General features: G+C 69.7%; 22 protein-coding genes. 11 read left to right on the forward strand and 11 right to left on the reverse strand.

Translation table 11 applies throughout. From position 1 onward, the window contains the following. Positions 1-15 precede the first annotated feature (15 nt). Positions 16-1,482 (forward strand): CCA tRNA nucleotidyltransferase, encoded by a 1,467-nt coding sequence (locus ACZ45T_RS09240; protein ID WP_468439060.1) that lies wholly within the window; start codon positions 16-18, stop codon positions 1,480-1,482. A 24-nt stretch (positions 1,483-1,506) separates the two neighbouring features. Here the strand turns inward: ACZ45T_RS09240 and ACZ45T_RS09245 are convergent, their stop codons facing one another. The 3 genes from ACZ45T_RS09245 to ACZ45T_RS09255 form a co-directional block, all read right to left on the reverse strand. Then, positions 1,507-2,775, reverse strand: a complete 1,269-nt coding sequence (locus ACZ45T_RS09245) for an MFS transporter (protein WP_468439062.1) — start codon at positions 2,773-2,775, stop codon at positions 1,507-1,509. A gap of 105 nt (positions 2,776-2,880) precedes the next feature. Continuing rightward, positions 2,881-3,963, reverse strand: a complete 1,083-nt coding sequence (locus tag ACZ45T_RS09250) for an inositol-3-phosphate synthase (protein ID WP_214930779.1) — start codon at positions 3,961-3,963, stop codon at positions 2,881-2,883. 49 nt (positions 3,964-4,012) lie between these two features. Next, positions 4,013-4,615, reverse strand: coding sequence for a PadR family transcriptional regulator (locus ACZ45T_RS09255; protein WP_136210355.1), 603 nt, complete (start codon positions 4,613-4,615; stop codon positions 4,013-4,015). 274 nt (positions 4,616-4,889) lie between these two features. Between ACZ45T_RS09255 and ACZ45T_RS09260 the strand changes: the two genes are divergently transcribed. After that, positions 4,890-7,496: a transglycosylase domain-containing protein gene (locus ACZ45T_RS09260; RefSeq protein WP_468439065.1), complete on the forward strand. Its 2,607-nt coding sequence runs from the start codon at positions 4,890-4,892 to the stop codon at positions 7,494-7,496. 93 nt (positions 7,497-7,589) lie between these two features. Beyond that, positions 7,590-9,050: a glycosyltransferase family 87 protein gene (locus ACZ45T_RS09265; RefSeq protein ID WP_468439067.1), complete on the forward strand. Its 1,461-nt coding sequence runs from the start codon at positions 7,590-7,592 to the stop codon at positions 9,048-9,050. Between the two features lie 10 nt (positions 9,051-9,060). Here the strand turns inward: ACZ45T_RS09265 and ACZ45T_RS09270 are convergent, their stop codons facing one another. From ACZ45T_RS09270 to ACZ45T_RS09280, 3 genes are all read right to left on the reverse strand, one after another. Further along, entirely contained in the window at positions 9,061-10,092 is a 1,032-nt protein-coding gene (locus tag ACZ45T_RS09270; protein WP_468439069.1) for an alanine racemase, read from the reverse strand. A gap of 43 nt (positions 10,093-10,135) precedes the next feature. After that, positions 10,136-11,254: a lipid II:glycine glycyltransferase FemX gene (locus ACZ45T_RS09275; RefSeq protein ID WP_468439071.1), complete on the reverse strand. Its 1,119-nt coding sequence runs from the start codon at positions 11,252-11,254 to the stop codon at positions 10,136-10,138. Between the two features lie 133 nt (positions 11,255-11,387). Then, the gene (locus ACZ45T_RS09280; protein WP_468439073.1) at positions 11,388-11,711 is read right to left on the reverse strand and encodes a hypothetical protein; all 324 of its coding nucleotides are present in this window, start codon (positions 11,709-11,711) and stop codon (positions 11,388-11,390) included. A 249-nt stretch (positions 11,712-11,960) separates the two neighbouring features. Here ACZ45T_RS09280 and rpsF point away from each other — a divergent pair, with 249 nt between their 5' ends. From rpsF to rplI, 4 genes are all read left to right on the forward strand, one after another. Next, positions 11,961-12,251, forward strand: a complete 291-nt coding sequence (rpsF, locus tag ACZ45T_RS09285; protein ID WP_004950685.1) for a 30S ribosomal protein S6 — start codon at positions 11,961-11,963, stop codon at positions 12,249-12,251. A 72-nt stretch (positions 12,252-12,323) separates the two neighbouring features. Further along, positions 12,324-12,923 (forward strand): single-stranded DNA-binding protein, encoded by a 600-nt coding sequence (locus ACZ45T_RS09290; protein WP_468439075.1) that lies wholly within the window; start codon positions 12,324-12,326, stop codon positions 12,921-12,923. A gap of 43 nt (positions 12,924-12,966) precedes the next feature. Beyond that, on the forward strand, positions 12,967-13,203 hold the full coding sequence (gene rpsR, locus ACZ45T_RS09295) for a 30S ribosomal protein S18 (protein ID WP_005315025.1): 237 nt from the start codon (positions 12,967-12,969) through the stop codon (positions 13,201-13,203). 18 nt (positions 13,204-13,221) lie between these two features. Then, complete coding sequence (gene rplI, locus ACZ45T_RS09300) at positions 13,222-13,668, forward strand: 50S ribosomal protein L9 (protein ID WP_030008386.1); 447 nt, start codon at positions 13,222-13,224, stop codon at positions 13,666-13,668. Between the two features lie 122 nt (positions 13,669-13,790). On the opposite strand, the gene ACZ45T_RS09305 is transcribed toward rplI, so the two are convergent. Then, entirely contained in the window at positions 13,791-15,128 is a 1,338-nt protein-coding gene (locus tag ACZ45T_RS09305; protein WP_468439077.1) for an MATE family efflux transporter, read from the reverse strand. 452 nt (positions 15,129-15,580) lie between these two features. Between ACZ45T_RS09305 and dnaB the strand changes: the two genes are divergently transcribed. Continuing rightward, positions 15,581-17,059, forward strand: a complete 1,479-nt coding sequence (dnaB, locus tag ACZ45T_RS09310) for a replicative DNA helicase (RefSeq protein WP_468439397.1) — start codon at positions 15,581-15,583, stop codon at positions 17,057-17,059. Between the two features lie 9 nt (positions 17,060-17,068). After that, positions 17,069-18,454, forward strand: a complete 1,386-nt coding sequence (locus ACZ45T_RS09315) for a serine hydrolase domain-containing protein (RefSeq protein ID WP_468439079.1) — start codon at positions 17,069-17,071, stop codon at positions 18,452-18,454. Positions 18,455-18,495: 41 nt separating this feature from the next. Here ACZ45T_RS09315 and ACZ45T_RS09320 read toward each other — a convergent pair whose 3' ends face one another. The 3 genes from ACZ45T_RS09320 to ACZ45T_RS09330 form a co-directional block, all read right to left on the reverse strand. Beyond that, on the reverse strand, positions 18,496-19,671 hold the full coding sequence (locus ACZ45T_RS09320) for a winged helix DNA-binding domain-containing protein (protein WP_468439081.1): 1,176 nt from the start codon (positions 19,669-19,671) through the stop codon (positions 18,496-18,498). Positions 19,672-19,751: 80 nt separating this feature from the next. Next, positions 19,752-20,192, reverse strand: coding sequence for a GNAT family N-acetyltransferase (locus ACZ45T_RS09325; protein WP_468439399.1), 441 nt, complete (start codon positions 20,190-20,192; stop codon positions 19,752-19,754). Between the two features lie 37 nt (positions 20,193-20,229). Further along, positions 20,230-21,123, reverse strand: coding sequence for a GNAT family N-acetyltransferase (locus ACZ45T_RS09330; protein WP_468439083.1), 894 nt, complete (start codon positions 21,121-21,123; stop codon positions 20,230-20,232). A gap of 181 nt (positions 21,124-21,304) precedes the next feature. Between ACZ45T_RS09330 and ACZ45T_RS09335 the strand changes: the two genes are divergently transcribed. Next, on the forward strand, positions 21,305-21,955 hold the full coding sequence (locus ACZ45T_RS09335; protein WP_468439085.1) for an HAD family hydrolase: 651 nt from the start codon (positions 21,305-21,307) through the stop codon (positions 21,953-21,955). A 121-nt stretch (positions 21,956-22,076) separates the two neighbouring features. Then, on the forward strand, positions 22,077-23,282 hold the full coding sequence (locus ACZ45T_RS09340; RefSeq protein ID WP_468439087.1) for a globin domain-containing protein: 1,206 nt from the start codon (positions 22,077-22,079) through the stop codon (positions 23,280-23,282). A 97-nt stretch (positions 23,283-23,379) separates the two neighbouring features. Here the strand turns inward: ACZ45T_RS09340 and ACZ45T_RS09345 are convergent, their stop codons facing one another. After that, positions 23,380-23,859, reverse strand: a complete 480-nt coding sequence (locus ACZ45T_RS09345; RefSeq protein ID WP_468439089.1) for an NUDIX domain-containing protein — start codon at positions 23,857-23,859, stop codon at positions 23,380-23,382. Between the last annotated feature and the right edge of the window lie 2 nt (positions 23,860-23,861).

Genomic DNA, 23,861 nt, shown 5'->3' on the forward strand with positions numbered 1-23,861 from the left:
GTACCCTTTTCTGTTGTGCCGAACGCCAACGAAGACAACCCCAGTGCCCTGAGTCAGGTGCAGCGCCGCGCGGTCAGTGAACTGCTGCGCGTCGCCCCTGTCGCCGACGAGCTCGGCCGCCGATTCCAGGAGGCGGGCTTCCGCCTCGCCCTGGTCGGCGGGTCCGTCCGCGACGCGCTGCTGGGGCGTCTCGGCAACGATCTCGACTTCACCACCGACGCCCGTCCCGAGGACGTGCTGAAGATCGTCCGGCCGTGGGCCGATTCGGTGTGGGACGTCGGTATCGCCTTCGGCACCGTCGGGGCGCAGAAGAACGCCCGCGTCGCAGGCGCCGTACGGAACTTCCAGATCGAGGTGACGACGTACCGCTCGGAGGCCTACGACCGCACGTCGCGCAAGCCCGAGGTCTCCTACGGGCACTCGATCGACGAGGACCTGGTCCGGCGCGACTTCACGGTCAACGCCATGGCCCTGGCCCTGCCGGAGCAGGAGTTCATCGACCCGCACGGCGGCTTGGAGGACCTCGCCGCCGGCGTGCTGCGCACTCCCGGAACCCCGGAGGACTCCTTCTCCGACGATCCGCTGCGCATGCTGCGGGCGGCGCGGTTCGCCGCGCAGCTGGACTTCGAGGTCGCTCCCGAGGTCGTGGCGGCCATGAAGGCGATGTCCGACCGGATCGAGATCGTCTCCGCGGAGCGGGTGCAGGGCGAGCTGAACAAGCTGATCCTGTCCGCCAACCCGCGCAAGGGCCTGGGCCTGCTCGTGGACTCCGGGCTGGCCGACCGGGTGCTGCCCGAGCTGCCCGCGCTGCGGCTGGAGAGCGATGAGCACCACCGGCACAAGGACGTCTACGACCACTCGCTGATCGTGCTGGAGCAGGCGATCGCCCTGGAGGAGGACGGTCCGGACCTGGTGCTGCGGCTCGCGGCCCTGCTGCACGACATCGGCAAGCCCCGCACCCGCCGCTTCGAGAGCGACGGCCGGGTCTCCTTCCACCACCACGAGGTGGTGGGCGCGAAGATGACCAAGAAGCGGCTGACCGCTCTGAAGTACTCCAATGACATGGTCAAGGACGTGTCCCGGCTGGTGGAGCTGCACCTGCGCTTCCACGGCTACGGCGACGGGGAGTGGACCGACTCCGCCGTGCGGCGCTACGTCCGCGACGCCGGTCCGCTGCTGGAGCGCCTGCACAAGCTGACCCGGTCCGACTGCACCACCCGCAACAAGCGCAAGGCCAACGCCCTCTCCCGTACGTACGACGGGCTCGAGGAGCGGATCGCGCAGCTGCAGGAGCAGGAGGAGCTGGACGCGATCCGGCCCGACCTGGACGGCAACGAGATCATGCAGGTGCTGGATGTGGGCCCGGGTCCGGTGATCGGCAAGGCCTACGCCTTCCTGCTGGAGCTGCGGCTGGAGAACGGCCCGATGGGGCGTGACGCCGCGGTCGCCGCGCTCAAGGAGTGGTGGGCCGCGCAGGCCTGAGGCGGGAACGGCAAGGGCGATGTTTCACGTGAAACATCGCCCTTGCCGGCCCAGCAGCGCCGCGGTCAGGGCGTAGAGGACGGCCACGCAGAGCAGCAGGACCGCGGACTGCCCGTTGGCCGGGAGCATGAGGGAGGCCACCGCGGCGGCGCCGACGAAGGCGACGTTGAAGAGCACGTCGTAGACGGAGAAGACGCGGCCCCGGTACTCGTCGTCCACGCGCGACTGCACTTCCGTGTCGGTGGAGATCTTGGCCCCCTGGGTGGCGAGGCCGAGGACGAACGCGGCGGCCAGCATCGGGCCCGGGGTGAAGGACAGGCCGAGGGCCGGCACCAGGACGGCGGCGCCCGCGGAGCAGGCGGTGATCCAGCCGAGGGTGCCCAGCCGCCCCACCAGCCAGGGGGTCACGACTGCGGCCGCGAAGAATCCGGCCCCCGAGGCGCCGACCGCGAAGCCCAGCAGGGCCAGCCCGTCGGCCTCGTTGCCCGACCAGGAGTAGCGGCAGAGCATCAGCAGCATGACGAACAGGGCGCCGTAGCAGAACCGCATCATGGTCATCGCGGCCAGCGCCCGGGCCGCCTCACGGCGGCCGGCGAGGTGCCTGAGCCCTTCGATCATGCCGCGCGCGGTGACGGCGATCCCTTCGGCGACCGTGGGGTGGATCCGGCCCGGCGGGTGGTCGGGCCCCAGGAGGCCGATGGCCAGGCGCAGGGAGACGAGGGCCGCACACAGGTAGAGCCCGGCCCCGAGCAGGACGACGACGGCGTCGGAGTCGGAGGCGAGCAGGCGGACGAGCAAGGCCAGTCCCCCGCCGGCGACCGCCGCGAGGGTTCCGGCGGTGGGGGAGAGCGCGTTGGCGGTGACCAGCTGATCGGGTCCGACGACGTGGGGCAGCGAGGCGGAGAGCCCGGCGAGTACGAAGCGGTTGACGGCGGTCACGGACAGCGCCGAGGCGTAGAACAGCCAGTCGGGGACGTGCGCGACGATCAGCATTCCGGTGACGCAGGCGAGGAAGGCCCGCAGCAGGTTGCCGTAGAGGAAGACCTGGCGGCGGCGCCAGCGGTCGAGCAGGACCCCGGCGAAGGGGCCGATCGCCGAGTACGGCAGCAGCAGTACCGCCATGGCCGAGGCGATGGCTGCCGGCGAGGTCTGTTTCTCGGGGGAGAAGACGACATAGGTGGCGAGCGCGACCTGGTAGACGCCGTCCGCCGCCTGTGAGAGCAGCCGTACGGCGAGCAGGTTGCGGAAGTCGCTCAGACGCAGGAGTACGCGCAGATCACGTACGACAGGCATGAGGGCAAGGGTCACATACGCGGAGGGTCCCCGGGCATATTGCCCGGGGACCCTCCGCGGAAGAACAGCCGAAGCCCGGGTGTCATCGACACCCTTGGGGTTCGACTAGCGCTCGACCTCGCCCTTGATGAACTTCTCGACGTTGGCCAGGGCCTCGTCGTCGAAGTACTGCACCGGCGGGGACTTCATGAAGTAGCTGGACGCCGACAGGATCGGGCCGCCGATACCGCGGTCCTTGGCGATCTTCGCGGCGCGCAGTGCGTCGATGATGACACCCGCGGAGTTCGGGGAGTCCCACACCTCGAGCTTGTACTCGAGGTTCAGCGGGACATCGCCGAAGGCGCGACCCTCGAGGCGGACGTAGGCCCACTTGCGGTCGTCGAGCCACGCCACGTAGTCGGACGGGCCGATGTGGACGTTCTTCTCGCCGAGCTCACGGTCGGGGATCTGCGAGGTGACGGCCTGCGTCTTGGAGATCTTCTTCGACTCGAGGCGGTCACGCTCCAGCATGTTCTTGAAGTCCATGTTGCCGCCGACGTTGAGCTGCATGGTGCGCTCAAGACGGACACCGCGGTCCTCGAACAGCTTCGCCATCACGCGGTGCGTGATGGTGGCGCCGACCTGCGACTTGATGTCGTCGCCGACGATCGGGACACCGGCCTCGGTGAACTTGTCGGCCCACTCCTTGGTGCCGGCGATGAAGACCGGGAGGGCGTTGACGAAGGCGACCTTGGCGTCGATGGCGCACTGGGCGTAGAACTTCGCCGCGGCCTCGGAGCCGACCGGCAGGTAGCAGATCAGAACGTCGACCTGGCGGTCCTTGAGGATCTGGACCACGTCGACCGGAGCCTCGGCGGACTCCTCGATCGTCATGCGGTAGTACTTGCCCAGGCCGTCCAGGGTGTGGCCGCGCTGAACGGTCACCCCGGCGTTCGGGACGTCGCAGATCTTGATGGTGTTGTTCTCGCTGGCGCCGATGGCGTCCGAAAGGTCGAGGCCGACCTTCTTCGCGTCGACGTCGAACGCGGCGACGAACTCGATGTCACGCACGTGGTAGTCGCCGAACTGGACGTGCATCAGACCGGGGACCTTGGCCGCCGGGTCGGCGTCCTTGTAATACTCGACGCCCTGCACCAGCGAGGCGGCGCAGTTGCCTACGCCGACGATGGCTACGCGAACCGAACCCATTCCGGTTGCTCCCTGTTTGTTCTCGGACGAGGTCTGCAAGATGCAGGCCTCACTTTGCAGTTTCGTCGGACGGTCCGGGTCGTCTCTGATCCCGTCCCGCCCGCTCGCTCTCGATGAGCTCGTTCAGCCAGCGCACTTCGCGCTCCACGGACTCCATGCCGTGCCGCTGCAGCTCAAGGGTGTAGTCGTCGAGGCGCTCCCGCGTTCGGGCCAGTGAGGCGCGCATCTTCTCCAGACGCTCCTCCAGCCGGCTGCGGCGGCCCTCCAGCACCCGCATGCGCACTTCTCGTTCGGTCTGACCGAAGAAGGCGAAGCGGGCGGCGAAGGACTCGTCCTCCCAGGTATCGGGGCCCGTGTGGGACAGGAGCTCTTCGAAGTGCTCCTTACCCGCGGCCGTCAACCGGTAGACGATCTTGGCGCGGCGCCCTGCGAGTGAAGCGGCGAGAGCGTCTTCCGGGGCATTGCCCGGTTCTTCGATCAACCAGCCGTTGGCGACCAGCGTCTTGAGGCAGGGGTAGAGCGTCCCGTAGCTGAAGGCTCTGAACACCCCCAGCGAGGTGTTGAGCCGCTTGCGCAGCTCATAGCCGTGCATGGGGGACTCGCGAAGCAGGCCGAGGACGGCGAATTCGAGGATGCCTGAGCGTCTGCTCATCCGCCTGCCTCTCCTCCGACTCTGAGTCTTTATACCGAGCTGATGTATCGGCTCGATACATCCAGACGATAGAACGGGCCGCCTTCATCGACAAGGGGAGATGTGGTGACCGGCGTCACATCACCAATTCGTACCAGGCAGGTTGCCTGATTTGGGGTGAACTTCGGCACTGGTCGGGTTTTGCGCGTGCGTAGTCTGTGCGCCAGGACACCGGGGGAACCGGAATTCACCTGCCGCTTCCAGGCCACTCGCCTGCCCGAGGAGTAGTCGTTCGATGAGCGAGCACCGCCGCAAACCGTCGCAGCCCCAAGGTGGTGGGCGCGCCGCGGCCCGCCGGGCCGCCCAGCAGCGCCCCGGCAGGGGCGCCCCGGCCGGCCGTGACGTGCCCACCGCATCGCCCAGCGGCCCGTATGCGGAACCGCCCGCGCCCAGCAGCCGCGCGGAGGCGCGGCGGGCCGCCCAGAGGGGGACCGCGGCCCGGGGCCGGGGCCGGGGAGCCGGGAACGCGGCTCGCGGCAGCGGCCGCCCGGACAAGCGGCTCATCAACTACCCGCGGTCCGACAGGGACGGCTGGAAGCGCTTCGTGCCCTCCTGGAAGTTCGTCTCCGGTACGGCCCTGGGCTTCTTCGCGGTGATCATCGCCGGCACGGGCATCGGTATCGCCATGGTCAACACCCCCGACCCGAACAAGGCGGCCCAGGCGCAGAACAACGTCTTCTACTGGGCGGACAGCAGCCAGATGGTGGCGACCGGCGGCTCGATGAACCGGCAGATCGTGCCGATCTCGAGCATTCCCCGGTCGATGAGGGACGCCGTGATCGCGGCGGAGAACCAGTCCTTCGAGACGGACAAGGGCGTGGACCCGATGGGCATCGCCCGCGCCGTGTGGAACATGGCCACGGGCGGCTCCACCCAGGGCGGCTCGACCATCACCCAGCAGTACGTGAAGAACAACTACCTGGACTCCGACCAGACGCTCAAGCGCAAGGTCACGGAGCTCTTCATCGCGATCAAGCTGGGTGTCTCCGAGGAGAAGGACACGGTCCTCGCGGGATACCTCAACACCGCCTACTACGGGCGGGACGCCTACGGGATCCAGGCCGCGGCCCGCGCCTACTTCGGCAAGGACAGCCAGGAGCTGAACCCCGCCGAGTGCGCCTTCCTGGCCTCCGTGCTCAAGGGCCCCAACCTCTACAACCCGGACGGCGGGATCGGCCCCGCGGCCACCCCCGCCCTCAACGAGGACCGGGCCAGGAAGCGCTGGGCCTGGGTGCTGGACCGCGAGGTCGAGGTCGGCCGGATGGACAAGGCCGAGCGGGCGAAGTTCAAGGACGCGGACTTCCCCGCGCGCGTGGAGTCCGAGCAGGCCCGCGGCATGACCGGCCAGATCGGCTACCTGGTCGACACGGCCAAGGCGTACGTGATGAAGACCAAGGGCGTCACCGTCGAGCAGATGGCCCGGGGCGGCTACCGGATCAAGACCACCTTCCAGAAGCCGCGGGTCGACGCCCTGGTCAAGGCGGTCGAGGACACCCGCAAGGGGCTCATCGACGAGAAGGCACGTCCCGACACCGACACCTTCGTACAGTTCGGCGCGGCCTCCGTGGACGCCAAGAGCGGGGCGCTCGTGGCCCTGTACGGCGGTCCGGGCTGGGACCAGAAGTACTTCAGCAACAACGCCAACACCAGCGGTGTCCCGGTCGGCTCGACCTGGAAGCCCTACGTGCTCGCAGCGGCCATGCAGCACGGCACCCAGAACTCCAACGGCCGGGGCATCTCGGCCGACAGCAAGTACCAGGCCAACGACCTCACCGTGATCAACAACCGTGAGGGCAAGCCACTGCGCGACGCCTCCGGCAACCCGTTCAAGCAGAAGAACGAGAGCCCCACCCCCTTCGGGTACGTGACCCTCAACGAGGCGATGGAGAAGTCCATCAACGTCCCGTTCGCCCAGCTCGTCTTCGACGTGGGCCACAACAAGGTGCGGGAGCTGGCCAAGTCCACGGGCATCCTCGAGGAGTCGATCAACCCCAACCTGGACGCCTCCTTCGCGCTCGGTACCTCCACCCCCAGCGCCATCCGGATGGCCGACTCGTACGCCACGTTCGCCGCCTCCGGCACGCACCACGAGCCCTACTCGGTGATCGAGGTCGAGAAGGACGGCGAGAAGCTGTCCGGCTTCGAGCCTCCCAAGGCCCAGCGGGCCATGGACAACTCCATCGCGGACAACATCACCAAGGTCCTGAAGAACGTCGTCGAGAACGGCACCGGCAAGAAGGCCAAGAAGCTGGGCCGGCCCGCCGCGGGCAAGACCGGTACGACCGACGAGAACAAGTCGGCGTGGTTCGTCGGCTACACCCCCGAGCTGTCCACCTCCGTCGTCCTCTTCCGCACCGACCCCAACTCGCAGGACAAGAAGCTGCAGTCCATGAAGGGCGTGGGCGACATCCCCTCCCTCCACGGTGGTGACATCCCGGCCGAGATCTGGACCGAGTACATGCGCGAAGCGCTCAAGGACGCCCCGGTCAAGGACTTCCCGGAGGCCGACGACATCGGCGTCACGGCCGACTCCGCCGGTGCTCCCTCCCCCACCCCGTCGGCCGCCGCGTCGCCGTCCACGTCCCCCTCGGCGCTCCCGTCGACCTCGCCGTCGCCGTTGCCGACCCCGACCAAGGGCAAGCCCTCCTGCAAGCCGTGGGAGCTGTACTGCGACCCGGACACGGGCGGGACCACCACCGGAGGCACGAACACCGGCTCCTCCTCGGGGATCATCGCCGGCAACACCGGCGGATCCAGCACCTCGCCGTCTCCGACGAACAGCGGCAAACCGGGCCGCCCGGGCGGCAGTACCGGAGGGGTCACGGGCACCGCGCCCGAGTGACCCGCCCACCGCCCCGTGAGCCGAGGAAGGCCGTCGCACCCGAGCGTGTGACGGCCTTCCCCCATGTCCGGCCCGGTACGGCAGGATGAGCCCATGACCAAGGTGCACGAGGACCGCCCCGTACTGCCCACACAGCAGGACGAGGTCGCGGCAGCCGGAGTTGAGTTCATCGGCGGCCCGCTCGGCCGCCATGCCCGGCTCGGTGGCCACTGGCTGGGTCCGGTCCGTGTCGTGGTCCTCATCGCCATCGGCATGTTCGCGCTCGGCATGGTGCAGAAGCTGCCCTGCTACGACTGGGCGTGGTTCCGGGGAGCGGGCTCGCAGTACACCCACGCCTGCTACTCCGACATCCCCCACCTGTACGCGATGCGCGGCTTCGCCGACAACCTGACGCCCTACTTCGACCGGCTCCCCGGCGACATGGAGTACCTGGAGTACCCGGTGCTCACCGGGCTCTTCATGGAGATCGCCTCCTGGCTGACCCCCGGCAGCGGCACCATGCAGCACCGCGAGCAGATGTACTGGATGGTCAACGCGGGCATGCTGATGGCCTGCGCGGCGGTCATCGCCGTGTGCGTCGCCCGCACCCACCGCCGTCGGCCCTGGGACGCGCTGCTCTTCGCCCTCGCGCCCGCCTTCGCACTGACCGCGACGATCAACTGGGACCTGCTGGCCATCGCCCTGACCGCCGCCGGGATGCTGATGTGGTCCCGCGGGCGGACGCTGCTCTTCGGCGTCTTCATCGGCCTGGCCACGGCGGCCAAGCTCTACCCCGTGCTGCTGCTCGGGGTGCTGTTCGTGCTCTGCTGGCGGGCGGGGAAGTGGCGCGAGTTCGGCTCGGCCGCCTGCGGCGCCGTCACGGCCTGGCTCGTGGTGAACCTGCCCGTCATGCTCTTCGCCTGGGACGGCTGGACGAAGTTCTACACCTTCAGCCAGGAGCGCCCCATCGACTTCGGCTCGGTGTGGCTGCTGATCTCCCAGCGCTCGGGCAACCCCCTGACCGATGCCAACACGTACGCCACCGGGCTGACGCTCCTGCTGTGCGGGGCCATCGGACTGCTCACCCTGACCGCCCCGCGGCGGCCCCGGTTCGCGCAGCTGGCCTTCCTGGTCGTCGCCGTCTTCATCCTGGTCAACAAGGTCTACTCGCCGCAGTACGTGCTGTGGCTCATCCCGCTCGCCGCACTGGCCCGGCCCCGCTGGCGGGACTTCCTGATCTGGCAGGCCGGCGAGGTCGTCTACTTCCTCGGGATCTGGTTCTACCTCGCCTACACGACCAGCGGGGACAAGCACCAGGGCCTGCCCGTGGAGGGCTACCAGCTGGCCATCGCCGCCCACCTGCTGACCACCCTGTACCTGTGCGCGGTCATCGTCCGGGACATCCTGATGCCCGAGCGGGACGTGGTACGCCGGGACGGCTCGGACGACCCCTCCGGTGGCGTCCTGGACGGGGCCCGGGACGTGTTCGTGCTGTCGGACGCGGCGAGGGCGCCGCGGTACGCGGCGCCCTCGGAGGGACAGCGGGTCCACTGGGGCACGGGGCCCAGGGACTGACCGGGCCGGCTCAGGCGTCGAGCACCCGGTCGAACTGCGTGGTGGTGTGGCGCAGGTGCGCGACGAGCTCGTCGCCGACCTTCGGCTCGGTCGCGTCCGAGGGCACGAACAGGATCGACACCTGCATGTGCGGGGGCTCGGCGAACCAGCGCTGCTTGCCCGCCCACACGAACGGCGACAGGTTCCGGTTGACCGTGGCCAGGCCCGCCCGGGCGACGCCCTTGGCGCGCGGCATCACGCCGTGCAGGGCCTTGGGGGCCTCCAGGCCCACGCCGTGCGAGGTACCGCCGGCGACCACGACCAGCCAGCCGTCGGAGGCGGCCTTCTGCTGGCGGTAGCCGAAGCGGTCGCCCTTGGCGACGCGCGTGACGTCGAGGACCGCGCCGCGGTACTCGGTCGCGTCGTGGTCGCCCAGCCACAGCCGGGTGCCGATGCGGGCCCGGAAGCGGGTCTGCGGGAACTGCTGCTGAAGCCGTGCCAGCTCCTCGGCGCGCAGGTGGCTGACGAACATGGTGTGCAGCGGCAGCCGGGCCGCGCGCAGCCGGTCCATCCAGCCGATGACCTCCTCGACGGCGTCCGAGCCGTCCGGGCGGTCCAGCGGCAGGTGCAGGGCGAAGCCCTCCAGCCGGACGTCCTCGATGGCCCCCTGGAGCTGGCCCAGGTCCTGCTCGGAGATCCCGTGGCGGCGCATCGAGCTCATGCACTCGATGACCACCCGGGCGCCGACCAGGCCGCGGACCCCGTCCAGCGAGGACACCGAGCGGATGACCCGGTCCGGCAGCGGCACCGGGTCCTCGCCCCGCCGGAACGGCGTGAGGACGAGCAGGTCGCCGCCGAACCAGTCCTTGATGCTCGCGGCCTCGTACGTCGTGCCGACGGCGAGGATGTCGGCGCCCATCCGGGTCGCCTCCTCGCACAGCCGCTCGTGGCCGAAGCCGTAGCCGTTGCCCTTGCAGACGGGGACCATCCCGGGGAACTGGTCCTGGACCTGCTTCTGGTGCGCACGCCAGCGCGCGGTGTCGACGTAGAGCGTGAGCGCCATGGCCCGTCCGGCACCTTTCTCGATAACAGCGGGGATCAGGGGATCAGCGGCGCGACATGTAGATGTCGAGCGCCTTGTGCAGCATCTTGTTGAGCGGGAAGTCCCACTCGCCGACGTACTCGACGGCCTCGCCGCCCGTGCCGACCTTGAACTGGATCAGGCCGAACAGGTGGTCGTTCTCGTCCAGCGTGTCAGAGATGCCGCGCAGGTCGTAGACGCTCGCACCGAGCGCGTACGAGTCGCGCAGCATGCGCCACTGCATCGCGTTCGAGGGTCGGACCTCGCGCTTGTGGTTGGCGGAGGCGCCGTACGAGTACCAGACGTGCTGGCCGACGGTGAGCATCGTGGCGGCGGCCAGCGGCTCCCCCTCGTGCGTGGCGATGTAGAGGCGCATCCGGTTGGGGTCCTCGGCGTTGAGGGCCGTCCACTGGCGCTGGAAGTAGCTGAGCGGGCGCGGGCGGAACTTGTCGCGCTCGGCCGTGATCTCGTACAGGTGCTGCCAGGTCGGCAGGTCGTCGTAGCCGCCCTGGACGACCTCGACGCCGGCCTTCTCGGCCTTCTTGATGTTGCGGCGCCACAGCTGGTTGAAGCCCTTGAGGACGTCGTCCAGCGAGCGGTTGGCCAGCGGGACCTGGAAGACGTAGCGCGGCTGGACGTCGCCGAATCCGGCGCCGCCGTCCTCGGCCTGCTGCCAGCCCATGCGGCGCAGCTTGTCGGACACCTCGAAGGCGCGGGGCTCGATGACCGAGGCCTCCACGTCGCGCAGGCGCTTCACGTTCGGGTCCTGGATGCCGGCCTTGATGGCGGTCGAGTTCCAGCGGCGGATGACGACGGGCGGGCCCATCTTCACGGTGAAGGCGCCCTGCTGCTTGAGGTGGGCCAGCATCGGCTGGAGCCACTCCTCCAGGTTCGGGGCGTACCAGTTGATGACCGGGCCCTCGGGGAGGTACGCGAGGTACCGCTTCACCTTGGGCAGCTGCCGGTACAACACGAGGGCGGCACCGACGAGTTCCTCGGACTCGTTGAACCAGCCGAGGTTCTCGGAACGCCACTCGTTCTTCACGTCGGCCCACGCCGGGACCTGGCAGTGGCTCGCCGAGGGCAGGCTCTGGAGGTAACCCAGATGCTGCTCTCGGCTGATGGTCCTCAGGGACAGGCTCATGCGGGGCGTCTCCTCCGGCGGCTTCGCTGGCTATGGCGCGAAGCCTACTGCGACAAGGGCGCCACCCATCTGGGGGACGGGCCGCAGCCCGGGCCGGTGTCCGGCCGGCGCCCTGTCGCGGAGGTGCCCCGGGTCAGCCCAGCCAGCCGCCGAAGAGGCCGCCGTGCGCCATTCCGAGGAAGAAGCCGATGGCAGACGCGCCAAGGCCGATGATCAGCGCAAAGCGCTCGCGAGTCGTGACGGAGATGAACTGTCCGTAGGCGCCGGTCAGGATTCCGATCAGCCCGGTCCACGAGCTGAGCAGATGCAGGTGGTGGAAGAAGGCCGTGACGAACGCCACGGCACCGAGGACCAGGGTGATCGCCAGCAGGGTGTCCTGCAGCGGGTGGGGCTTGCCGTCGGTGGAGAAGAGGGAGATCTGACGGGGCTGGGACTGGGGCCGCATTGCCTGTGCCATCGGAAGGCACCTCCTGGCTGAAGCTGAGCGGTGCTGCGGGCCGCCTCCGGCAGGGGCCGGAGGCCTAGCACCGAGCACACCCGATGGATACAGATTGTGGCCCTCTCCTGCCGGATTTCAACCGGAAGGAGTCGAGGAGGTAGTCTGTACAGCTGCGCGGTGTCTGCTTTCGGACGCCGTGCGCACGCATCACGACCCTCCTGCCACGGAACGACCGTGGCCGCTGAGTCCAAAGGAGGTGGGTTCCACATGCGTCACTACGAAGTGATGGTCATCCTCGACCCCGATCTCGAGGAGCGCGCTGTCTCCCCGCTGATCGAGAACTTCCTTTCTGTCGTCCGTGAGGGCAACGGAAAGGTCGAGAAGGTCGACACCTGGGGCCGTCGTCGTCTCGCTTACGAGATCAAGAAGAAGCCCGAGGGCATCTACTCGGTCATCGACCTTCAGGCCGAGCCTGCGGTCGTCAAGGAGCTTGACCGACAGATGAACCTGAACGAGTCGGTTCTCCGGACCAAGGTCCTTCGCCCCGAGACCCACTGAACTTCGGTTCAGCGGTAATCGGGACCGAGTAGCACAGCAGCCCAGCAGCAATCCCCGCCGAGAGGTTCATCCATGGCAGGCGAGACCGTCATCACGGTCGTCGGCAATCTCGTCGACGACCCCGAGCTGCGCTTCACCCCCTCGGGTGCGGCGGTCGCGAAGTTCCGTGTCGCGTCCACCCCCCGCACCTTCGACCGTCAGACCAATGAGTGGAAGGACGGCGAGAGCCTGTTCCTGACCTGCTCGGTGTGGCGGCAGGCGGCGGAGAACGTCGCCGAGTCCCTTCAGCGGGGCATGCGCGTCATCGTGCAGGGCCGGCTGAAGCAGCGGTCGTACGAGGACCGTGAGGGTGTCAAGCGCACGGTCTACGAGCTGGACGTCGAGGAAGTCGGCCCCAGCCTGAAGAACGCCACGGCCAAGGTCGCCAAGACCACCGGTCGCGGTGGCCAGGGTGGATACGGCGGCGGCGGTCAGCAGCAGGGTGGCGGCGGCGGTAACTGGGGCGGAGCCCCCAGCACCGGTGCCCCGCAGGGCGGCGGAGCTCCCTCCGACGACCCGTGGGCGTCCAGCGCGCCGGCCGGCGGCCAGCAGCAGCAGGGCGGCGGCGGGGGCGGTTGGGGCGGAAGCTCCGGCGGCTCCGGCGGTGGCTACTCGGACGAGCCGCCCTTCTAGGGCAGCTCGCATCCCCACTTCTTGATCACACAGGAGAGACACAATGGCGAAGCCGCCTGTGCGCAAGCCTAAGAAGAAGGTCTGCGCGTTCTGCAAGGACAAGACCGCATACGTGGACTACAAGGACACGAACATGCTGCGGAAGTTCATTTCCGACCGCGGCAAGATCCGTGCCCGCCGCGTTACCGGCAACTGCACGCAGCACCAGCGTGACGTCGCCACGGCCGTGAAGAACAGCCGTGAGATGGCGCTGCTGCCCTACACGTCCACCGCGCGATAAGGAAAGGGTGACCGACTAATGAAGATCATCCTGACCCACGAGGTTTCTGGCCTCGGTGCCGCCGGCGATGTCGTCGACGTCAAGGACGGTTACGCTCGCAACTACCTGGTCCCGCGTGGTTTCGCGATCCGCTGGACCAAGGGTGGCGAGAAGGACGTGGCGCAGATCCGCCGCGCCCGCAAGATCCACGAGATCGCGACCATCGAGCAGGCCAACGAGGTCAAGGCCAAGCTCGAGGGCGTGAAGGTCCGTCTGGCCACCCGCGCGGGTGACGCCGGTCGTCTCTTCGGTTCCGTGACCCCGGCCGACATCGCCACGGCGATCGAGTCCTCGGGCGGCCCGAAGGTCGACAAGCGCCGCGTCGAGCTGGGCTCCCCGATCAAGACCCTCGGTTCGTACCAGGTCTCCGTGCGTCTGCACGCCGACGTGGCCGCGAACGTGGGCATCGAGGTCGTCGCCGCCTAAAGGCTGCGCGTGAAGGGCCGCACCCCATTGGGGTGCGGCCCTTCGTCGTTGTCGGGGCCGGTGATGTTTCACGTGAAACATCACCGAGTCTCGGCGCGTTTCACGTGAAACATCGTGGGCTCCTAGCGAGTGGCCCCTGCGACCAGCCACCGGCCGGAGCGGGCGCGCAGCTGGAGGGTGACCATCCGGACCAGCATCATCAGCGTCATGGCGCACCAGAGCGTCGTCAGACCGCCGCCCACGACCGGGACGAGCAGCGCGGCGGGGGCGAACACGGCGAGCGTCAGCAGCATGGCCCGGGCCAGGTAGCGGCCGTCGCCGGCGCCCATCAGGACACCGTCGAGGACGAAGACGATGCCGGAGACGGGCTGGGAGAGGGCGACGACCAGCAGGGCGGGCAGCAGGGTCGCCTCGACCGCCGGATCGCTGGTGAACAGCGGAATGAACACCGGGCGGGCCAGGACGACCAGCAGGCCGAGGACGACGCCCGAGGCGATGCCCCACTGGACCATGCGGCGGCACACGGCCTTGGCGCCGTCGGTGTCGCCCGCGCCCAGGTAGCGGCCGATGATCGCCTGTCCGGCGATGGCGATGGCGTCCAGGGCGAAGGCGAGCAGGGTCCACAGGGAGAGCAGGATCTGGTGGGCGGCGATGTCGGCGTCGCCGAGCCGGGCGGCCACGGCGGTCGCGAGCATCAGGATGGCGCGTAGGGACAGCGTGCGGACCAGCAGCGGCGCGCCGGCCTGGGCGCATGCCCGGATTCCCGCGGTGTCCGGGCGGAGCGAGGCTCCGTGGCGCCGCGCCCCGCGCACGACGACGAACAGGTAGGCGGCGGCCATGGCGCACTGGGCGATGACCGTGCCCCAGGCGGAGCCCGCGATGCCGAAGCCCGCGCCGTAGACGAGGGCGGCGTTCAGGCCCGCGTTGAGGGCGAAGCCCCCGATGGCGACGTAGAGCGGGGTGCGGGTGTCCTGGAGGCCGCGGATGACACCGGTGGCGGCCAGGACCACGAGCATGGCCGGGATGCCGAGGGCGGAGATCCGCAGATAGGTGATCGCGTACGGGGCGACGGTGTCGGAGGCCCCGAAGAGGGAGATCAGCGAGGGCGCCGCGGGCAGTATCACGGCGATGACGGCCGCGCCGAGCAGGAGGGCGAGCCAGACGCCGTCCATGCCCTGCCGGATGGCCGCCGCCAGATCGCCCGCTCCGACCCGGCGGGCGACGGCCGCGGTGGTGGCGTAGGCGAGGAAGACGAAGACGCTCACCGCGGTGGTGAGCAGGGCGGCGGCGATGCCGAGGCCGGCCAGCTGGGGGGTGCCGAGGTGTCCCACGATGGCGCTGTCGGCCATCACGAAAAGGGGCTCTGCGACGAGGGCGCCGAAGGCGGGGACGGCGAGTGCGAAGATCTCGCGGTCGTGCCGTCTCGGCCCGGCCTTCGGTGCTGAGAGGGCCTGTGTCATGCGCTCAATCTAATCTTCCACAGGTAATAGATGCAAGACCCTTTAGACACTTACCGTGGCCCTGACTTGCGCGTTCCTTCCACCTCGTTGGAGGCGATCTTGAGACGGTGGCCAAGAATTTTCCCGCCCGCCGTCTGCCGAGCGAGAAAGTGCAGGTCAGATGGGGTGGATGGGTGGCTCAGGTGATTTTGTCCACAGCGTCGTCCCCCGGTCCGTACACAGCTTCCGGTGAGTTACCCACAGCATTGGCGCCGTCGTCCACATCTCATCCACACAGCCTGTGGATAACAAGATTGGCTGACGCCGCTCCCGGCCCTACCTTGGATCGTTGCCCGACTCGCCGACAGCCGATTCGGGCGCCCCAAATGTCAGAGCCGTGTCGTAGAAAGAGTGACACGGCGAGGTCCGCGTTGCGGACGGGAGGAGGCGGCCCGGTGAGCATGCCCGAGCCCATGGACGACCCCTGGGCCGACAGCGGTCCAGGTGACCGTCTGCCCGCCCGTCCGCGCCGTAACAGCGAAGGCCGCGGCCGCGGGGACGAACAGCACGACCGGGGCCGCGAGGGCGGCTCCTGGGACGGCGGTGGCAGCGGCGGCGGTGGCGGGGGCTTCGAGCGCGTCCCCCCGCAGGACCTCGACGCCGAGCAGTCGGTGCTCGGCGGCATGCTGCTGTCGAAGGACGCCATCGCCGATGTCGTCGAGGTCCTCAAGGGCCACGACTTCTACCGGCCCTCCCACGAGACGATCTACCAGGCCATCCTCGACCTGTACGCCAAGGGCGAGCCGGCCGACCCGATCACCGTCGGCGCCGAGCTGACCCGGCGCGGCGAGATCAGCAAGGTCGGCGGGGCCTCGTACCTGCACACCCTGGTCCAGTCCGTGCCCACGGCGGCGAACGCCGAGTACTACGCGGAGATCGTCCACGAGAGAGCCGTCCTGCGCCGCCTGGTCGCCGCGGGTACGAAGATCACGCAGATGGGCTATGCCGCCGACGGCGACGTCGACGAGATCGTCAACAGCGCCCAGGCCGAGATCTACGCCGTCACCGAGCAGCGGACCTCCGAGGACTACCTGCCGCTGGGCGACATCATGGAGGGCGCGCTCGACGAGATCGAGGCGATCGGCTCCCGCAGCGGCCAGATGTCGGGCGTTCCCACCGGCTTCACGGACCTGGACTCGCTGACCAACGGCCTGCACCCCGGCCAGATGATCGTCATCGCCGCCCGTCCCGCCATGGGCAAGTCCACCCTCGCGCTGGACTTCGCCCGGGCCTGCTCCATCAAGAGCAACCTGCCGAGCGTGATCTTCTCCCTCGAAATGGGGCGCAACGAGATCGCCATGCGCCTGCTCTCGGCGGAGGCCCGGGTGGCGCTGCACCACATGCGCTCGGGAACGATGACGGACGACGACTGGACCCGGCTGGCCCGCCGGATGCCGGACGTCTCCGCCGCCCCGCTCTACATCGACGACTCCCCGAACCTGTCGATGATGGAGATCCGGGCCAAGTGCCGCCGGCTCAAGCAGCGCAACGACCTCTCGCTCGTGGTCATCGACTACCTCCAGCTGATGCAGTCGGGCGGCTCACGCCGTCCCGAGAGCCGTCAGCAGGAGGTCTCGGACATGTCCCGAAACCTCAAGCTGCTGGCCAAGGAGCTCGAGGTCCCCGTGATCGCGCTCTCCCAGCTGAACCGTGGTCCCGAGCAGCGCACCGACAAGAAGCCGATGGTCTCCGACCTGCGTGAGTCGGGCTCGATCGAGCAGGACGCGGACATGGTCATCCTGCTGCACCGCGAGGACGCGTACGAGAAGGAGTCCCCGCGCGCGGGCGAGGCGGACCTGATCGTGGCGAAGCACCGTAACGGCCCCACGGCCACCATCACCGTGGCCTTCCAGGGCCATTATTCGCGGTTCGTGGACATGGCCAACACGTAGCATCCGATCATGGATGATCTTGCAGAAGACGTGGAACTTCTCCCTGCCACCCGGCGTGCGCTCAGGCACCGGATCGCCGTCGCGCAGAGCGAGGGTCGGGCGCCGTCCGTGGTGGCGGCCGTCCTGCGGGGCGGGGAGGTGGTCTGGGAGGGCTCTCGTACGTCCGTGGAGGGGCACGGCCCGGACGGCGACGTGCAGTACCGGATCGGGTCGATCAGCAAGACCTTCACCGCTGTTCTGGTGATGCGCCTGCGGGACGAGGGGCTGCTGAGCCTTTCCGATCCGCTGGAGCGGCACCTGCCGGGGACCGGCGCCGGTGAGGTGACCATCGCCCAGTTGCTGTCCCACACCGGAGGGTTGGCGGCGGAGACGCCCGGCCAGTGGTGGGAGCGCACGCCCGGCGAACTGCGCCCCGAACTGGCCGACGTGCTCGGTGCCGAGCCGTTCAAGTTCGCGCCGGGCGGCCGGCATCACTACTCCAACCCCGGCTACACCCTGCTGGGTTCGCTGGTCGAGGCGCTGCGCGGCGGCTCGTGGGAAGAGGTCCTGCGGGCCGAGGTGCTGGAGCCCCTGGGGCTGGACCGTACGAGCGGGCAGCCGCAGGCCCCCCACGCGGGCGGCTGGGCGGTGCATCCGTGGGCGGACGTGATGATGCCCGAGCCGCTGGAGGATCTGGGACTGATGGCTCCGGCCGGTCAACTGTGGTCCACGACCAGGGATCTGGCGCGGTTCGCCGACTTCCTGCTGCGCGGTGACGAGCGGGTCCTGAGTGTGGAGTCCGTACGGGAGATGCGGACGTCGGCCGCGCCCCCGGAGGCGGGTTTCGCCGATCTCGGCTACGGGCTGGGGATGCAGCTGGTGAGCCACGGCGTACGCAGGCTGGCGGGGCACAGCGGCTCGCTGCCGGGGTTCGTCGCGGGGCTGTGGCTGAGTGAGGCCGACGACGTGGCGGCGGTGGTCCTGGCGAACTGCACCTCGGGGCTTCCGGCCGCGACGGTGGCCGCGGACCTGGTGGGGATCGTGGCGGATGCCGAACCGCCGTTCCCGCGGCCGTGGCGGCCGTTCCTGGAGTCGGACCGGGTGCCGCTGGAGCTGTGCGGCCCCTGGTACTGGGGGACTTCGGCCCAGGTGGTGCGGCTGACCGCGGACGGGGCGCTGCTGCTGGCACCGGTGGGCTCGACCGGGCGCACGGCTCGCTTCCGGGCCGAGGCGGACGGCAGCTGGACCGGGCTGTCGGGCTACTACGCCGGCGAGACCCTGCGGGCCGTGCGGCGCGAGGACGGCTCGGTGAGCCACCTCGACCTGGCGTCCTTCGTCTTCACGCGGGAGCCGTACGACGCCCAGGCCCCGGTGCCCGGCGGGGTGGACCCGCAGGGCTGGCGGGGCATCGGCTGACGGCTCCGCCTGCTCCTGCGGCTGGATCCGAAAGACGGGCCCTAGGCGACGAGTTCACGTTCCAGCGGGGTGCGGAAGCGTGGGGTGATGCGGGCGTCGCCCACCCATGAGGCGAGGCGGGCGGCCTCGGCGGTGATCGCCTGCTCGGCGGTGCGGCCCGGGCTGCCCAGCAGCCGCCAGACGATCTCGCCGTCGGAGCGCTGGGCCCAGCCGCCGACGATCTGGCCGTTCCACCACACGGTGGGGCCGATGTTGCCGGCGTAGTCGAAGAGGGCGGGCTTGTGCGCGGGGTCGAGGTGGAAGCCGCGGTCGGCCCAGCCCATGCCGGTGGGGTCGAGGCCGGGGAGCAGCGCGGCCCAGGGCTCCGGGGCGGGTTCGGGTGCGGTGTCCCCGGGTCCGACGAGGGCGGTGCTGCCGTCTTCGAGGAGGACCATGTCGGGGCCCACGGAGGCGAGGGCCTTGCGGACGTCGGTGAGGGTCCACCCGGTCCACCACTTGAGGTCGGCCTCGGTGGCGGGGCCGTACGCGTGGAGCCAGCGGCGGGCGATCTCGGCGCGGGCCTCGGCGGCGGGTACGGCGGGCCAGGGCTCGGTGTGGACCCAGCGGTACTGGCTGGAGGTCCAGGAGCCGCGGGGCCGGTCGCGGCGGATCCGGCCGTCGGCGGCCAGCAGGCGGATGACGCGGGTGGCGACCCCGGTGTGCGTCTCGTACTTCTTGCCCCGGCCGACGGTGATCTTCTGACGCAGGGCGGGCACGGCGGCGGACAACTGGCTGCCGGTGGAGGGGCCGCGGGTGTCGAGGGCGTCGAGCGCGGCGGCCTCAGCCTGGGCCAGCCACTGGGCGTCGAGTCCCTGCCCGTCCTCGTCCAGGTGCTTGAGCAGGCTGCGGCGTTCCTTGACGGCGATGGCCCGGGCGGTGGAGGAGTCGACGTACGGGGCGAGTTCGGCCGAGAACGCGAAGAGCGTGTTGCGCATGCTGAGCAGCCGGACGAGGCTGACGTCCTCGTAGAGCGCCTGCTCGACTGCTGCGGGGCCGCCTTCGGTGAGCCGGGCGCGGGCGGAGAGGAAGACGGTCGCGGCGTCGGTGGCGTGCAGGGCGACGACGGAGTCCGCCGCCTCCACCACCGTGGCGGCGTGGGCCGAGGGGGCCAGGCGGTGGCGTCGTCCGAGCCGGTGGCGGCGCTCGGCGGTGGTGACGAGGGGGAGGCGGGGGCTCATCCTCCCGATCGTAGGCCGGGTCGCTCCGGCGGCGACCCGGCGTGTCGGGCCGGTCCCTCAAGGGCGCCCGGGGCGGGCGCTCAGAGCTGCAGTTTGAACCCGACGTGGGAGGCGGTGAATCCGAGCCGCTCGTAGAAGCGGTGGGCGTCGGTCCGGGTCACGTCCGAGGTCAGCTGGACGAGTGTGCAGTTCTCGTCGCGGGACGTGTCGATGGCCCATTCGACGAACCGGGTGCCCAGGCCGCTGCCGCGTTCGTCCGCGTGGACGCGGACGCCCTCGATGATCGAGCGGGTGGCTCCCTTGCGGGAGAGGCCCGGGACGATGGTCAGCTGGAGGGTGCCCACGACGCGGTCCGCGCGGACGGCGACGACCAGGTGCTGATTCGGGTCGTCGGTCAGCCGCTTGAGTGCCGTGACGTACGGGGTGAGGTCGTCCGGGGACTCGCGGGTGGCGCCGAGCGGGTCGTCGGCGAGCATGGCGACGATGGCGGGCAGATCGGCCTCGGTGGCGGGCCGGATCATCAGCTCGGGGGTCTCGGTCACGATGGGTCTTCCTCTCTCAGCCCGCGGCCAAGGTGAGCGGCGCCCAGCGTCGGGTCCAGTCGCCGGGCAGTGCGGGGATGCCTCGGGTCATCACGGTGTTGAAGGCGATGGAGTCGAGGCCGCGGTCCTTGAGCCAGCCGAGGAGCTCCTCGTGGCGGACGTCGACATCGGTGCGCAGCGGCCGGTCGGTGCCCAGGGCGAGCGTGGTGATCAGGGATTGGGCGGTGCCGAGGTCGTGGGCGACCAGCGGGCCGATGACATGGGTTTCCATGTTGGGCCAGGCCGCGGCGTAGCCCGTGAGGGTGCCGTCGCCGGTGGGGTCCTCGGCCACGATCAGCTGGTCGGCGAAGGCCGGCAGCCGGATGATCATGTGGGTGCGGTCGATGCCGAAGACCTCGGCGTCCAGTCGCAGGATGCGCGGGAGGTCCTCGGCGGTGGCCGGCCGGACCCGGGAGGCGCCGTACGTTCCCGGGGTGCCGTCGGGCCGGAAGGCGCCCTTGAGCATCTCGGCGCTGCCCCTGGTCTGGAAGCCGAGCTCCTCGTAGAGGGGGCGGCCGTAGGGAGTGGCGTACAGGGTGAGGGGGACGCCCTTGAGCACGTCGTCGCAGACGTGGGTCATCAGGCGGCGGCCCAAGCCCTGACGGGCGTAGCGGTCGGCGACGAGGACCATCCCGATGGCGGCGAGCTCCGGTCCGGCATGGCTGTGGCCGTACTGGGTGACGATGCAGGCGGCCGCGAGTCCCCGCCCGTCCGGGGCATCGACGCCGTAGCCGTTTCCGGCGGCGAGCAGCAGTCCCCACCTGTGGTCCTCACGGGCCCAGCCGCGGTCTTCGGACAGGTCGGCACAGCGGCGTAGATCGTCCACGGTCAGCGGTCGGATCGGCAGATCGGTGATGTGTGGTGGTGTCACCGGCTCAGACTGGATCATCGAATGGGGCCCGTCCAGAGGATTTGGGCGCGGAGATGTGCGGAGATGTTTCACGTGAAACAGGGGTCCCTCCGGGTGCCGCCGATGTTTCACGTGAAACGTGTCGATGTTTCACGTGAAACACGGTGCTTCACGTCAAACGGAACGGCTAGCCTCGACGGCTATGACCCTCCTGCACCTCTTCGACCTCGACGGGACGCTGATGTACGGCTCGGCCGCGCCGGTCGAGATCTCCCGCCAGCTCGGGCTGAGCGCCGAGATCGCCGCGCTGGAACGGGCTTTCGGCGCGCAGGAGATCGGTCCGCACCAGTTCTCGGTGGCCGCCCACGCGCTGTGGTCGGAGCTGACGCCCGCGCATGTCCGGGCGGCGTTCGACGGTTCTCCCTGGCTCGCGGGGATCCGGGACGTGTGGCAGGAGATCCGGGAGCGCGGGGACTACTGCGCGGTGATCTCCTTGTCGCCGTCCTTCTTCGTCGAGCTGCTGCTGGAGTGGGGCGCGCATGCCGCGCACGGTTCGGTGTTCCCGGAGGTGCCGTTCACCCGGCCCGTGGAGGCGTCCGGGATCCTGACCCCCGAGGGCAAGGTCACCGTGGCGGACCGGCTGTGCGAGCGGTTCGGGGTGGGCCGCAGCGACTGCGTCGCGTACGGGGATTCGGTGACCGACGCGATGCTCTTCGAGGTGGTGCCGGTCTCGGTGGCGGTCAACGCGCGGCCTCATCTGGCGGAGCGTGCGACCCATGTCTACGAGGGCCGGGATCTGCGGGAGGCATACCAGCTCGTAGGGGTGGCACGCCCGGGAGTTGAGGCATCTTAAGAGGAAAGTGGGTTCGAAACGCAGATTTTCCGCATTTCCCCACAGGCATCTGAGGCGGCTGGCAGGCTGTGAAACCCGGAACCACGGATTCAGAGGCCGTGGAGTGTGCAGACCGACCGAGATGCTCGAAGCGAGGCACCGCATGGACGCTCCGCCCACCAGATCGGCCAGACGGGGGACGGCCCGGATACCCGCCGAGGGCGGTGCGACCGAGCCCTCACCGGATGCCGTGCTCATCCGCCGGACCCTCGCGGAGATCGCACCCGTCGCCGACAAGATGACCTCGTACTTCTACGCCCTGGTGTTCACCGGACATCCGGAAGTGCGGGGCATGTTCCCTGCCGCCATGGACGCGCAGCGCGACCGGCTGCTGAAGGCGCTGCTGACCGCTGCCGAGCACATCGACAATCCGGCCGTGCTCATCCCCTACCTGCGGCGACTGGGCACCGGCCACCGCAAGTACGGCACCCTGGCCGGTCATTACCCGGTGGTGGGCGAGGCGCTCGTCGGGGCGCTGGCCCGGTACGCGCAGGACTGGGGACCGGAGACGGAGGCCGCGTGGGTGCGCGCGTACACCGTGATCTCCCAGACCATGATCGACGCGGCGGCTGAGGACGAGGTGAGGGCCCCGGCGTGGTGGCTCGCGGAGGTGGTCTCCCATGACCTGCGCACCGCGGACATCGCGGTGCTGACGGTCCGCCCCGACCAGCCGTACGCCTTCCTGGCCGGCCAGTACGCGAGTCTGGAGACCCCGTGGTGGCCGCGGGTGTGGCGGCACTACTCCTTCGCCTCGGCTCCGCGCGCCGACGGGCTGCTGTCCTTCCACGTCAAGGCCGTCCCCGCGGGCTGGGTCTCCAACGCGCTCGTGCGCCACGCCCGCCCCGGGGACGTGCTGCGCCTCGGGCCGCCGGCCGGGTCGATGGTGGTGGACCACACCACGGACAACGGGATGCTGTGCCTGGCCGGGGGCACCGGAATCGCCCCGATCAAGGCGCTGATCGAGGACGTGGCCGAGCACGGTGAGCGGCGGCCGGTGGAGGTGTTCTTCGGGGCGCGCAGCGACAGCGACCTCTACGACAAGGACACGCTGCTGGGGCTGCAGCGCTCGCATCCGTGGCTGTCGGTGCGTCCGGTGGTCGGCGACGGGCTGGCCGGGCAGCTGCCACAGGCGATCGGTGAGCACGGGCCCTGGAGCTCGTACGACGCGTTCATCTCGGGACCGCCCGCGATGATCCGCAGTGGGGTCCACGAGCTCCTGCGGATCGGGATCCCCGGCGAGCGGATCCGGCACGACGCGGTGGAGGAGCTGGCGGGCATCGCCGGCTGAGACCGGCGGGCTGCCCGCCGGCCCCACTGGAGCCTGTCTTTCGCATCAGGCCGGATCAAGCCCGGATCGAGGCCGGAACAAGGCCCATCAGGCCGGATCAGCCCAGGTCGGGTGCGTGCATGGCGCGTACACCCTCGATGTTGCCGTCGAGGTAGTGCCGCAGGGACAGGGGGACGAGATGGACGGCGGCGATGCCCACCCGGCTGAAGGGCACGCGGACGATCTCGTACTCGCCCTCGGGGTCGTCGATTTCGGGGCCGTGCCGAAGGTTCGGGTCCATCGATTCGAGGTGGCAGACGAAGAAGTGCTGCACCTTCACGCCGGTCACACCCCCGTCGGCGATGTGCTCGACGGTGTCGACGAAACAGGGCACCACATCGGTGATCTTCGCGCCGAGTTCTTCGTGGACCTCTCGGTGGAGGGCGTCGACGACGGTGGCGTCCGAGGACTCCACTCCCCCGCCTGGGGTGAGCCAGTACGGATCGACGCCGGGCTTGGTGCGCTTGATGAGGATCAGGTCGTCACCGTCGAGCAGGATCGCGCGGGCGGTGCGTTTGACCACGGGGCGTTCGGTCATGG

The organism is Streptomyces sp. NPDC030995 (genome assembly GCF_055571215.1).

Excerpts from the sequence above, each read along its gene's own strand:
- ACZ45T_RS09245 (WP_468439062.1), bottom strand. The coding sequence starts at position 2,775 with ATGCCTGTCGTACGTGATCTGCGCGTACTCCTGCGTCTGAGCGACTTC.
- ACZ45T_RS09250 (WP_214930779.1), bottom strand. The coding sequence starts at position 3,963 with ATGGGTTCGGTTCGCGTAGCCATCGTCGGCGTAGGCAACTGCGCCGCC.
- ACZ45T_RS09255 (WP_136210355.1), bottom strand. The coding sequence starts at position 4,615 with ATGAGCAGACGCTCAGGCATCCTCGAATTCGCCGTCCTCGGCCTGCTT.
- ACZ45T_RS09260 (WP_468439065.1), top strand. The coding sequence starts at position 4,890 with ATGAGCGAGCACCGCCGCAAACCGTCGCAGCCCCAAGGTGGTGGGCGC.
- ACZ45T_RS09265 (WP_468439067.1), top strand. The coding sequence starts at position 7,590 with ATGACCAAGGTGCACGAGGACCGCCCCGTACTGCCCACACAGCAGGAC.
- ACZ45T_RS09270 (WP_468439069.1), bottom strand. The coding sequence starts at position 10,092 with ATGGCGCTCACGCTCTACGTCGACACCGCGCGCTGGCGTGCGCACCAG.
- ACZ45T_RS09275 (WP_468439071.1), bottom strand. The coding sequence starts at position 11,254 with ATGAGCCTGTCCCTGAGGACCATCAGCCGAGAGCAGCATCTGGGTTAC.
- ACZ45T_RS09280 (WP_468439073.1), bottom strand. The coding sequence starts at position 11,711 with ATGGCACAGGCAATGCGGCCCCAGTCCCAGCCCCGTCAGATCTCCCTC.
- rpsF (WP_004950685.1), top strand. The coding sequence starts at position 11,961 with ATGCGTCACTACGAAGTGATGGTCATCCTCGACCCCGATCTCGAGGAG.
- ACZ45T_RS09290 (WP_468439075.1), top strand. The coding sequence starts at position 12,324 with ATGGCAGGCGAGACCGTCATCACGGTCGTCGGCAATCTCGTCGACGAC.
- rpsR (WP_005315025.1), top strand. The coding sequence starts at position 12,967 with ATGGCGAAGCCGCCTGTGCGCAAGCCTAAGAAGAAGGTCTGCGCGTTC.
- rplI (WP_030008386.1), top strand. The coding sequence starts at position 13,222 with ATGAAGATCATCCTGACCCACGAGGTTTCTGGCCTCGGTGCCGCCGGC.
- ACZ45T_RS09305 (WP_468439077.1), bottom strand. The coding sequence starts at position 15,128 with ATGACACAGGCCCTCTCAGCACCGAAGGCCGGGCCGAGACGGCACGAC.
- dnaB (WP_468439397.1), top strand. The coding sequence starts at position 15,581 with ATGGACGACCCCTGGGCCGACAGCGGTCCAGGTGACCGTCTGCCCGCC.
- ACZ45T_RS09315 (WP_468439079.1), top strand. The coding sequence starts at position 17,069 with ATGGATGATCTTGCAGAAGACGTGGAACTTCTCCCTGCCACCCGGCGT.
- ACZ45T_RS09320 (WP_468439081.1), bottom strand. The coding sequence starts at position 19,671 with ATGAGCCCCCGCCTCCCCCTCGTCACCACCGCCGAGCGCCGCCACCGG.
- ACZ45T_RS09325 (WP_468439399.1), bottom strand. The coding sequence starts at position 20,192 with ATGATCCGGCCCGCCACCGAGGCCGATCTGCCCGCCATCGTCGCCATG.
- ACZ45T_RS09335 (WP_468439085.1), top strand. The coding sequence starts at position 21,305 with ATGACCCTCCTGCACCTCTTCGACCTCGACGGGACGCTGATGTACGGC.
- ACZ45T_RS09340 (WP_468439087.1), top strand. The coding sequence starts at position 22,077 with ATGCTCGAAGCGAGGCACCGCATGGACGCTCCGCCCACCAGATCGGCC.
- ACZ45T_RS09345 (WP_468439089.1), bottom strand. The coding sequence starts at position 23,859 with ATGACCGAACGCCCCGTGGTCAAACGCACCGCCCGCGCGATCCTGCTC.